Below are 10,290 nucleotides of genomic sequence, written 5' to 3'. Positions count from 1 at the left end.
GGCCGCTGCACCGGGTGCTGCCGGGCTGCCGGGCCCTGCTGCACCAGGGCGCGGGCGCGGCGGTGCTGGCCGCCGCCATGGCCGGGGTGCCGCAGCTGGTCGTCGCGCCCCGCTTCGAGCAGCAGCTGAACGGTGCGCGGCTGGCGCGGGCGGGCGCCGGGACGTATCTGCCCGCCGCCGCCCTCGACGGCACCCGGCGCGGGGCGGAGGCGGCGGGTGCCCGGCTGGCGCTGGACCTGTTCGCGCTGCTGGAGCAGCCTTCGTACGCGGCGGCGGCGCACGCCCTGCGCCGGGAGGCGCTCGGGATGCCCGGCCCGGATGAGGCGGCCGGAGCCGTCACCCGGCTCGTGGGCCCGGCCATCTGACGGCGGTGACCCGCGGAAGGTCCGCGGTGCGTGAAAAGGCCCGTGGCATGCGCGAGCGCTCGGTACGTGAAAGGCCCCTCACCGAAGTGAGGGGCCTTTCACTGTCTGTGCGCCGCCAGGGACTCGAACCCCGGACCCGCTGATTAAGAGTCAGCTGCTCTAACCAACTGAGCTAGCGGCGCCCGCTGACGTAGGAGACCTTAGCACCCGGACGCCATGGAGTGAAAATCGCTCATTCTCAGCCCGGAAACATGGCGGGTGCGCTGGTCACAGCCGTGCCGCCGAGGTTGTCACCGGTCGCGCGGGCCGCCCGTACACAGGCCCACAGCAGCACTTCTGGGCCGGGCAGCCAGGGGGCGCGGACATCGGGCGCGACCAGCCAGCGCGGCGACGGCGCCGGGGCGGACTCCCGGGCCCCGGACTCCGGGGCGGCGTGCTCGGCGGCCCCCGGCGGCGGTGGCCCGGGGTCCGGCGGGAACAGGGGCGGCACGGTCACCGCGTCGCCCCGGCCGTAGCAGAGCAGCGGGGGAGCGGCCGCCCCCCACTCCTCCCAGCCGAGCAGCGCCGGCAGCCGCTGGGCGGCCCCCGGGACGGCGAACAGCATGACCCGGCCGCCCTGGGCGGCGACCGGCCCGGTGCCGGGGCCGTCGCTCCATAAGCGGCTCACCACCTGGCGGCCGAAGAGCGCGTCCATGCTGATCACGTCGAACGCCGTACCGCACGGCAGGGTCACCGCGGCGGTCGGGGACTGTGCCCACAGGGCCTGCACACCGCGGGGGGAGGCGCTGGCCGAGGCGAGCCAGTCCGCACCGGCCGGGGTGACGAAGGCGGCGGTGTGAAGTGAGTCCTGAGGCGGTCTGCTCATGTTTCCACCTTTACCGGCGGCGACGACGGTGTAGAGAGATGAGGCAAAAACGGGACATCGTGTGACGGAGTCGGGTACCTTCCGCCTGCATATGCCCCGGGCTCACGCCCGTCGTCAGTCCGGCACCTCGCCGCCCCGCATCAGCTCACGACCGAACTCGACCATCTTCTTGGCGTAGTCCTCGGTCCACTCCGCACGCTCGGCGATCACGGCCGGGGTCAGCCGGTCGAACCGCCTGGGGTCGGCGAGCTGCGCGGCCGCCATCGCCTGGAACTCCATGGCCCGGTCCGTGGCCGCGCGGAACGCCAGCACCAGCTCCGTCGAGCGGGACAGCAGCTCACGCGGGTCCTCGATCGACTCCAGGTCGAAGAAGTGCGCCTCGTCCGAGGCCGCGGCGGCCGGTTCGAAGAGCAGGGGCGCGGGTTTCAGCCGCCTGGGCGCGGAGCCGTGCCGGCCTTGAGCCGAATCCGGCTCGGGCATGTGATCTCTCCTCCTGGGTCGTGAGACCCGTACGGTTCGCGGTGGTCCTGTTGTCTCCATTGTCGCGCGTACGGCAAGAGCGCCCCCGCCGTACGCCGCCGACCTGGGGTCTCTCCCCACCTCGCCGCCCTGTGAACCATGCCGGCGCCGACACCGCCGGTGACGCCCCGTACGGCCGGCGGCGGACGCGCCCCTACGGCCGCCAGGCCACCCGGTGCTCGGCCAGGTGCGCCAGCACCGCGTGATTGGCCTCCCAGCCGTCCGGGAACTTCACCGTCACCCCCAGCTGGACCGGCTCGGTGGACGGATGCTCGTCCAGCAGCTCGGCCACCCCCGCCCGGCACACCACCACACACGCCTGCCGGTGCCGCGACGCCAGCACGCACAGCCGCCCCGTCTCCAGGTGGAAGGCCGTCGCGTCCGGCCGCCCCGACAGCGGGTGCAGAACGACCGTGACATCGAACTCACGCCCTTGGAGTCGGTTGGCGGTGTCGACCGTGACGCCGGACACCCCGAGCCCGGTCAGCGCCGCCCGGACCGCCGCCGCCTGGTCCCGGTGGGCCGTGCCCACCGCGATCCGGTCCGCCGTGACCGGCACCGGCTCGTCCGACCGCTCGCTGACCGCCGCCGCGCCCCGGTCCAGCAGCCGCCGCACCACCTGGGCCACGGCCGCCACCGCCTCCGGGTCGGTGCGCGGAGTGCGCCGGGCCGGCAGCTCCAGCAGCCCCCAGCCGGACTCGGCGGCCTCGTCCAGCACCCGGTCCGGCCCCGAGCCGTCCGAGGCCACCCCGAAGCTCAGCCGCCGCTCGCCGTGGCCGGTGCCGCTGCGGAAGGGTGTGTACGGGTAGAACGCGTCCGAGACCAGCGGCGCGGCGGAGGCCGGCAGCCGCCAGGACACCGGCAGCCGGTGCTGCGGAAGCCGGGGATTGTGGGCGAGCAGCGTGGTGACCGCGCTCGCCGACGGGTCGTAGGACAGCCCCGCCCACTGGTCGGCGCCCACCACGCTGAACGGGTCCAGCTGCCCCGGGTCGCCCACGAACAGCGCCCGCTCGAACAGCCCGGCGACCGCCAGCAGCGCGTCCGAACGCATCTGGTACGCCTCGTCCACGATCGCGTGCCGCCACGGCTCGACGTCTCTGACGTGCGCCCACTTCGCGGCCGTGGAGACGACGATGTCGAGCCCGGCGAGATCGGCGATCTTCGCCGAGGCGCGGACCGACGCGTGACCGTCGAGCACCGGGTCGTACGGATGCGGATCGCTGCTGTGCAGCCGCCCCACCGGGAGATCGGGGTCCGCCGTGGCCAGCCGGTCCACCAGATCGTCCACCTGGGCGTTGGTCTGGGCGACCACCATCAGCGGGCGCCCGGCGGCGGCCAGCTCCCGCGCCGCCCGCACCACCAGCGTCGACTTGCCGGCCCCGGGCGGGGAGTCCACGACCACACCGCGGTCCGCCCCGTGCAGGGTGTCCCGCAGGATCGCCTCGGTCGCCCGCGCCGCCGCGGCCGACGGGTCGAACGGCTCGCCCCCTCGGGCACGGGCCGCGCCGGCGGCCGGGTCCGCGCCGATCACAGATAGTCCTCCTCGGTCATCGGGTCGGGCTCGGGGCCGTGGGCCGGCGCGGCGGCGTCCGGCGGACCGCCGTGGGTCCACGGAGTGCTCTCCGGGTCGGGCAGCTCCGGGCCGCCGCGCGGGGCGTGCTCGAACAGCGTCCAGCACACCCGGTCGCCCTTCTCGGGCACCGAGCCCGGCTCCGGCTGCTTGCCCCGGCCCATACCGCCGGTCAGCCGCACCACCAGGGCGCGGCCCGGACCGTCCGCGTCGCCCGCGCCACCGGCCCCGTCCGCCCCGCCAGTTCCCGTAGTCCCGTCTGTCCCGTCGGCCCCGCCAGTTCCGGCGGCTCCGTCCGTCCCGTCGGTTCCGGCGGCCCCGTCGGCCCCGCCAGTTCCGGCGGCCCCGTCCGTCCGCGCGAAACCGACGAACTCCCCGCTCTGCGCCCTGCCGTCGGCCAGCACCCGGTGCAGCTTGACCCGCTCGGCCAGATGCGGACGGTCCTCGGTGCGGACCGTGATCAGCGGGCGGGGACGCGGCACCCTCGCCTCCGACCAGGCCATCTCCACATCGGTCACCTCGCCCGCGAACGCCTCGCCGGCCAGCCGCCGCCCCGCCATGACCAGCGGATCGTCCAGCGCCTCATGGGCGTCCAGCTGCGCCTGCGCGGTCTCGCGGGCGGCCAGCTTCTGCGCCGCCGTCACCGCGTCGTCCCGCTTGGGCTGCGGCGGCTCCCCGGCCCGCACTCGGTCCCGGTGGGCGGTGTAGGACCAGCGGTCCCGCTTCCAGCGCTCCGCCACCCGCGCGCCCTCCGGGAGGGAGCGCAGCAGATCCACCCCGTGCCACAGCGCGTCCCAGGTGGGCCGCAGCTGCGATGCGATCAGCCCGCGCAGCTCCGCCTCGGCGAGCCGCAGCCGCGCCTCGGCCCCGGCCACGCCCTGGGACGCCTCGGCCCGCGCCGCGTCGTAGCGGGACATCGCCGGTGCCAGCAGCTGGTTGTCGAAGGCGGGATCGGTGGCCGGGCCGGCCGGCGGGCACCGCAGCAGGCCGTCCTCGTCCCGCTCCGACTCCGCCCGCAGCGCCGCCTCCGCCCCCGGTACGCCCTCCGGGGGGTCGATCCAGGCCAGCAGCGAGCCCAGGTGCTGATCCTCCAGAGGGCTCTGCCCGGTCGCCCAGTGACGGCTCAGCAGCTCGGTGAGGGACAGCAGCAGACACGACCCGGGCACCCGCGACCGCTCCCCGTAGTGGGTCAGCCAGCGGCCGAGCAGCGGCACCCGGGCCGGCGCGGGGAAGGGCGTCTCCGGGTCCTGCTCGGCGGTCCGCCGGAACCGCATCGACCGGCCCAGCAGCCGGACGAACGCCACGCCGGCCGCGCTGGGCACCAGCAGCTGCGGCGCGTCGGCGCAGAGCTCGACCTGGACCGGCACCTTCTTACCGGTCTCCGGATCGGTCTCCTTGCGCTCCTCCAGCTCGACCTCGTCCGCGTACGAGTCCAGATACGGCTGGATCTCCTCCGCGAGCTCGGCGAGGAACGCGAACCGCAGATCGCGGTCGCGCGGCTGGGCCACGATCAGCAGCCGCGGCGCGTCCCGGTCGGTGCCCACCAGCGCACCGAGCGGCGCTCCCGCCTCACCGGCGGTGGTGAGCGGCACGAACGCCAGCGGTCGCTCCGACAGATGGCGGTGGCGCACGGTGGTCAGGGGCTGGGCCCGCCCCTCCCGGACCGCCTCCATCCGGGCCAGGGTGGTGATCAGCGACATGACACCGCCCCGGGACGGGAGGCGAGCGCCTCGGCGCGCAGGGCCGCCGCGCGGCGCAGGGCGTCCACGGCGGGGTCACCCGTGGGGGACGCGTCGGCCGGACCGTCCGTGGCGGCCGTGAGGACGGCCGCCACGGTGGTGAGTCCGCCCAGCTCACCCCGGACGCCCCGGCCCAGCGCCTCGACCAGGCCCGCCGCGCGGGACCGCGCCCGGCAGTGGGCGGCCAGCTCACAGGTGGACAGGCACTCCGGGGCGTACGCCGCCTCCACCGCGTCCACCGCGGCCGTCAGCTCCTCGACCGGCCGGGTCGGGGTCCGGCCGTCGTCGGTGAGCCGGAGGTCGAAGGTGGTGCCCTCGGGGAGGGCCGCGGCGATCTCCTCGATCCGGGTCAGCCGGTCCAGCTGCCGCCGGGTGACCGCCAGCTGCTTGCGCACGTCGATCATCTCGGCGGTCGGCAGGTTGGAGAAGTCCTTGGGGCAGACGAGCAGCACCTGGTGCCGCACCCGGGCGCGGCCCGGGGCGCCCCGCGCCGTGTCCGCCGTGGCGCCGGCGCCTTCCGGCGGCTCGCCGACCATGGCCGCCACCCGCTCCAGCGCCAGGGTGTAGACCGCCGACTGCCGGGCCGCCGCGCCCACCTTCGCCGGGTCGGCGGAGCCGTCCACCATGGGGAAGGACTTGATCTCGACGACCGTCCACGACCCGTCGGGGTGGACCACGACCGCGTCCGGCTCCAGGAAGGCGGGGGAGCCCGCGACGTCCAGGCTCACCATCGGATGGTCCAGCAGCGCCCAGCGCCCGGCCTCCGTGGCCTCGCGCAGCGCGAGCGCGGTGCGGGCCGTGCGGCCCTGCGGTCCGGGCGCGCTCAGATCGGGTGTCGCGACGGCGCCGGGGCCGGGCGCCTCCGAGCCGTCGCGCAGCCGCTCGTGCAGCAGCCGCACCAGATCGGCCCCGCCGTCCGCCTTGACCCGGGCCTCGAAGGAGTTGCCGCGCTGATGGGCGAACTGGGACTGGCCGAAGTTCGCCGGAGCCCCCAGCGCCCGCGCCAGCGCGCCCTTGTCGACCCCGGCCCCGTCCAGCAGCGCCCGGCGGCGGCAGCCCGGATTGGCGGCCAGCGCCGCCAGCGCACGGGCGTCCATCGGATGCGGAACGGCGGCCGGGCCGCGCAGCTCAGCGAGCCGCTGCCGCAGCCCCGTCGCCTGCCGCGGGGGCGGCGCCGCCCGCAGCGGCGGCTCCCCGGCCACCGGTACCGGCTCCCCGGCCGCCGTCACCCGCGGCACCGTCGGTCCGCTGCCTGTCCGCGCCCCGGTCCTGCTGTCGGGGGATCCGTTCCCGTTCACGCCCCGAAGTCTCGCACTTGTCACCGACATTCGCGGGCGCACCGGCGTTGCCGGAGGCCGGGGCGGTCTCCTGGGCCGGGCGGAAGCGGGCGCGGAGCGTCTCCGTGAGCCGCAGCGCCGGGCCCGCCAGCAGCGCCCCGATCCCCATGGTGGCGGCGCCGGCCGCCGCGTCCAGGAAGTAGTGGTTGGCGGTGCCCATCACCACGAGCGTGATCATCAGCGGGTAGACGACCGCCCCGGCCTTGGCCCATACCGAGCGCCCGTGCCGCCACAGGGCGATACCGCACCACAGCGCCCATCCCACGTGCAGGCTGGGCATCGCCGCGTACTGGTTGGTCAGCCCGCCGAGCCCGCGCGGCGCGCTGGCCTCGCCGCCCCACCAGCCGTACGAGCCGTACTGCGCCATGGTGTCGACGAAGCCGTGGCCGGCCTCCAGGAGCCGCGGCGGGCACGTCGGCATCAGGGTGAAGCCGATGAGCCCGATCAGCGTGGAGACCAGCAGCCAGGTGCGCAGGAAGCGGTAGTCCGACGCCGTGCGGCGCCTCCACAGCCACACCAGGATCGCCGGGGTGAGGACGTAGTGCAGCGAGGCGTAGGCGAAGTCCGCCGGTATGCCTATCGCCGCGTTGGCCGTGAAGATGTCGTTCAGCGGGGATTCGAAGTCGATGTTCAGACGCTGTTCGAAATGGAGGATCGCCAGACCGTGGTCGACGGCGGTGGACACATCGCCGCGGGCCAGGAGCCGACCGGCCGAGTACGCGGCGTACACCACCGCTATCAGCGGCAGTTCGGTCCACCAGCGGGGCCGACCGCCCTGTGCTGCTCCGGCACGGGGCACGGTGTGGGGCATTCGGACGCTCTCCAAAGTTCGGGCGGCCACAACAAGGCGCGCGGACAACCGTACGGTGTGGGCGACGCGATCCACGCACCACCCCCATCCGCGAGCGGCGCCCCTGTCGGAATCCCCCGGCGGACCGCGCGCAGCCTGGAAGACGCCAGGGCCGCCCCGGAGGTTGCCTTCCGGACGGGTGCGCGATGATGGACGGACGGCGGTCGGCCAGGTGCCGGAGCCGATGAGGGCGGAAACCGCAGGCAGCGGCGTGTAATGGCGCACGGCGGCGCGGCGGGGCGAAATCGGTGAGAGAAGGCAGTACCCCATGGCACCACGCATCCTCCTGGCCCGGCACGGACAGACGCGGTGGTCGCTCTCCGGGAAACACACCGGCCGTACGGACATCCCGCTGCTCGAGGAGGGACGGCGCGGCGCCAAGCTGCTCGGGGAGCGGCTGTGCCACGGCTCCTGGGCGGGCCTTCCGGACGTCGAGGTGCGCACCAGCCCGCTGTCCCGGGCCAAGGAGACCTGCGAGCTGGCGGGCTTCGGCGACCGGGCGCGGGACTGGGACGCGCTCCTGGAGTGGGACTACGGCGCGTACGAGGGGATGACCCCCGCCGAGATCAGGGCCGCCCGGCCCGGCTGGCTGATCTGGCGTGACGGGGTGCCCGAGGGCGAGTCCGTCGCCTCGATCGCGGCGCGGGCGGACGAGGTGGTGGCGTGGGCGCGCTCCGCCGACCGCGATGTGCTGGTCTTCGCGCACGGTCACATCCTGCGGACCCTGGGCGCCCGTTGGCTCGGCTACGACGTCTCCTTCGGGGCCCGTATCCGGCTCGACCCGACGTCCCTGTCGGTGCTCGGCTGGGCGTACGGCGAACCCGCCATCGAACGCTGGAACGACACGGGCCATCTCGCCTGAGAGCCGGTGTCAGACCAGGCCGGTACGGCCGGCCGGCTCGGGGCGGGCGGCGGCCGCCTCATGGCGGGCGAGGAAGTCCGCGACCGTCTCATCGCGACCGTAAGGACGCAGTATCCGGGCCGTGTCGTCGAGCATCCGGCGGATCCGCGACGACTTCACCTGCTCCAGCAGGCCCAGGGCCCGGACGGCTGCGGCGGCGGCCGCGTCGGGCGCGCCGCCGGCCACCAGATCGGTCGCCAACTCCGTGGTGAACAGCGCGATGTTGCGGGTGAAGTGGGGGTTCTGGAGGGAGACGGCGCGACGGGCGTGCTCCACGGCGCGCTTCCACTCGCCGAGCGCCGACCAGCACTGTGCCTCCAGCCCTTCCAGTTCGGCCTCGCCGAAGAAGCTCATCCACTCCGGGTCGGCGTCACAGGGTCCCCGCCCGAACAGCGTCCGGGCGCGCAGCAGCGCCCGCTCACAGCCGCCCCGGTCGGTCAGCCCGGCGAGCCCCCCGGCCTCGCGCAGCGCGAGCAGCGACAGTAGCCGCGGCGAGGCGAGCCGCTCGGCGACCCGCTGCGCCGCCTGCGCCGCCCGCACCGCCTCGCGGGGGCGGCCCGCGTCGCGGGCGAGGAAGGCGGTGTTGCAGAACGCGTGCGCCTCCAGGGCGGCGTCGCCGGAGACCCGCGCCGTGGCCAGGGCCTCGGCGTAGTGGGACCGGGCGTCGGGCAGCCGCCCGGAGTCATGGGCCAGCCAGCCCACCGAGATGGCCAGTTCACCGGCGCCCGCGAAGAGCCGCTCGGCGACCGAGCGGCTGTAGCCGCCCGCGTCGAGCAGGGCGTAGGCGGCGCTCAGCGGTTTGGCGGTGTGCGCGTAGAGAGGGTCGGCGCCGTGCCGGTCGTCGAGCACCCTGATCCGGCGCACGGCCTCCTCGACGGCGGCGGCCTCGGCCTCCCCCACCCGCCGCCCCGACCGCCTGGACGGCGCTCCGACCCGGGGAGCGGCGGCCACCGCGGCGGCCGCCGCCCCACCGGCCATGAACGCGCGCCGCAGTAGTTCGCTCTCCTCGAAGATGTCGACGATCCCGCCGCCGCGGTGCCCGGAGGGCTCGGGGCCGGGGCGCGGGCCGGGGAGGGAAGCGGGGGCGGGAGGGCCCGCGGGGCCGCGGGCGCCGTGGCCGCGCACCGACTCACGGGAGGCGAAGCCGAGATCGTTAAGGGTGCGGCCGGGGAACATATGGCGGAAGACCCGCTCGTAGGCGTAATTGGGGCAGCGGATGGCCCCCGACTCGACACGGCCGATATAGCGGGCGTCGCAGGAGACCTGCTCGCCGATCTCACGGGCGGCGCGGCGCACGGACGCCGCGAACTCGGAGGGGGAGAGCTGTCCGCGCAGCCGGCGGAACGCGGTGTTCGGCCGGTGGGGCGGTGGCTCTGGAAGCGGCGTCATGGTGAGCCTCTCCCTTGGTGATGCCAGGTGGGCGGGGGAGAACCGTACCGGCTGTGAGATTGCCAACACTCGAAGAATTCCGACAAAGGTGGCATCTCGCCCATGATCTGCCATGAACTGCCATCCTTTACGGCGGCATTCGGCCGTAGCCGTTGACACCGCCAGGCGTTGAACGGGGTGCGACCCGATGAAGAGGGAGGCCGGAGTGGACATCAGCCGCTCGCGGACGACTGCTCAGCACCCCCAGCACCTCCAGCACTCACAGCAACTCCAGTACCTCCAGCACCTCCAGCGTCAGGAATGCGACCTCGTCACCGTGCCCGCCCGCCAGGGGCTGGAGGCGGTGGACATCCTGCGCCGTGCGTGCGATGGCCTCGGCCCCGTCCTGCACGACAACACCTGCGACACCCTCGGCTTCCTGGTGCCGCCCGGCACGGCGGACGGCTGGGACCTGCCGGGTTCCGCGTGCACCCAGACATTCGGGCGCGGGACGCGGATAAATACCGGCTCCGGCTCCGGCTCCGGCGTCCCCTCCGGAACCGGAGACGCGGAGGCCGGAGACGCGGAGGCCGGGGATGCGGAGGCCGGAGACGCCGGAGCCGGAGCGGCCGGGTGCGAGGCACCGCCGGGCATCGGCACCGGCTGGCTGGTGCCGCCCGACGCCGCGTACACGGTCGTCACCGATCCCGCCGAGCTCCGGGCGGCGCTCGGCGAGGCGGCCCGCATGATCGAGGCCGTCGACCGCTGTCAGTGAG

Annotated in this window: 10 protein-coding genes and 1 tRNA gene; 3 read left to right on the top strand and 8 right to left on the bottom strand. The window is 75.1% G+C overall.

Annotated elements, in window-relative coordinates:
- Nucleotides 1-365: nucleotide disphospho-sugar-binding domain-containing protein (locus AXW62_RS20370; protein WP_370682924.1), on the top strand; the 365-nt coding region annotated here is incomplete at its 5' end.
- 108 nt (nucleotides 366-473) lie between these two features.
- On the opposite strand, the gene AXW62_RS20365 is transcribed toward AXW62_RS20370, so the two are convergent.
- From AXW62_RS20365 to AXW62_RS20335, 7 genes are all read right to left on the bottom strand, one after another.
- Nucleotides 474-547: transfer RNA gene (locus AXW62_RS20365), tRNA-Lys, on the bottom strand.
- Between the two features lie 56 nt (nucleotides 548-603).
- On the bottom strand, nucleotides 604-1,230 hold the full coding sequence (locus AXW62_RS20360; protein ID WP_060945792.1) for a bifunctional DNA primase/polymerase: 627 nt from the start codon (nucleotides 1,228-1,230) through the stop codon (nucleotides 604-606).
- Nucleotides 1,231-1,344: 114 nt separating this feature from the next.
- Entirely contained in the window at nucleotides 1,345-1,710 is a 366-nt protein-coding gene (locus AXW62_RS20355) for a DUF8844 domain-containing protein (RefSeq protein WP_030836643.1), read from the bottom strand.
- A gap of 193 nt (nucleotides 1,711-1,903) precedes the next feature.
- On the bottom strand, nucleotides 1,904-3,280 hold the full coding sequence (locus AXW62_RS20350) for an AAA family ATPase (RefSeq protein ID WP_060945791.1): 1,377 nt from the start codon (nucleotides 3,278-3,280) through the stop codon (nucleotides 1,904-1,906).
- Nucleotides 3,277-5,019, bottom strand: coding sequence for a hypothetical protein (locus AXW62_RS20345; RefSeq protein ID WP_060945790.1), 1,743 nt, complete (start codon nucleotides 5,017-5,019; stop codon nucleotides 3,277-3,279). The genes AXW62_RS20350 and AXW62_RS20345 overlap by 4 nt, the downstream gene beginning before the upstream one ends.
- Nucleotides 5,010-6,260, bottom strand: a complete 1,251-nt coding sequence (locus tag AXW62_RS20340; RefSeq protein WP_060945796.1) for a hypothetical protein — start codon at nucleotides 6,258-6,260, stop codon at nucleotides 5,010-5,012. The genes AXW62_RS20345 and AXW62_RS20340 overlap by 10 nt, the downstream gene beginning before the upstream one ends.
- Complete coding sequence (locus AXW62_RS20335; RefSeq protein ID WP_060945789.1) at nucleotides 6,187-7,206, bottom strand: phosphatase PAP2 family protein; 1,020 nt, start codon at nucleotides 7,204-7,206, stop codon at nucleotides 6,187-6,189. Before AXW62_RS20335 ends, AXW62_RS20340 begins: the two co-directional genes overlap by 74 nt.
- Before the next feature lie 307 nt (nucleotides 7,207-7,513).
- Here AXW62_RS20335 and AXW62_RS20330 point away from each other — a divergent pair, with 307 nt between their 5' ends.
- Nucleotides 7,514-8,107: a histidine phosphatase family protein gene (locus tag AXW62_RS20330; protein ID WP_030836656.1), complete on the top strand. Its 594-nt coding sequence runs from the start codon at nucleotides 7,514-7,516 to the stop codon at nucleotides 8,105-8,107.
- 9 nt (nucleotides 8,108-8,116) lie between these two features.
- Here the strand turns inward: AXW62_RS20330 and AXW62_RS20325 are convergent, their stop codons facing one another.
- A complete protein-coding gene (locus AXW62_RS20325) occupies nucleotides 8,117-9,535 on the bottom strand; it encodes a collagen-like triple helix repeat-containing protein (protein WP_060945788.1) in 1,419 nt (472 codons plus the stop codon).
- A gap of 187 nt (nucleotides 9,536-9,722) precedes the next feature.
- On the opposite strand from AXW62_RS20325, the gene AXW62_RS20320 reads away from it, so the two are divergent.
- Entirely contained in the window at nucleotides 9,723-10,289 is a 567-nt protein-coding gene (locus tag AXW62_RS20320; protein ID WP_252368663.1) for a hypothetical protein, read from the top strand.
- Nucleotide 10,290 lies beyond the last annotated feature (1 nt).

This window comes from Streptomyces hygroscopicus subsp. hygroscopicus (genome assembly GCF_001553455.1).
GTDB classification, from domain to species: Bacteria; Actinomycetota; Actinomycetes; order Streptomycetales; family Streptomycetaceae; genus Streptomyces; species Streptomyces hygroscopicus.
The sequence above is the reverse complement of the archived record's forward strand: the minus strand, read 5'-3'. Positions and strand labels throughout refer to the sequence as shown.

Excerpts from the sequence above, each read along its gene's own strand:
- AXW62_RS20360 (WP_060945792.1), bottom strand. The coding sequence starts at position 1,230 with ATGAGCAGACCGCCTCAGGACTCACTTCACACCGCCGCCTTCGTCACC.
- AXW62_RS20355 (WP_030836643.1), bottom strand. The coding sequence starts at position 1,710 with ATGCCCGAGCCGGATTCGGCTCAAGGCCGGCACGGCTCCGCGCCCAGG.
- AXW62_RS20345 (WP_060945790.1), bottom strand. The coding sequence starts at position 5,019 with ATGTCGCTGATCACCACCCTGGCCCGGATGGAGGCGGTCCGGGAGGGG.
- AXW62_RS20335 (WP_060945789.1), bottom strand. The coding sequence starts at position 7,206 with ATGCCCCACACCGTGCCCCGTGCCGGAGCAGCACAGGGCGGTCGGCCC.
- AXW62_RS20330 (WP_030836656.1), top strand. The coding sequence starts at position 7,514 with ATGGCACCACGCATCCTCCTGGCCCGGCACGGACAGACGCGGTGGTCG.
- AXW62_RS20325 (WP_060945788.1), bottom strand. The coding sequence starts at position 9,535 with ATGACGCCGCTTCCAGAGCCACCGCCCCACCGGCCGAACACCGCGTTC.
- AXW62_RS20320 (WP_252368663.1), top strand. The coding sequence starts at position 9,723 with ATGAAGAGGGAGGCCGGAGTGGACATCAGCCGCTCGCGGACGACTGCT.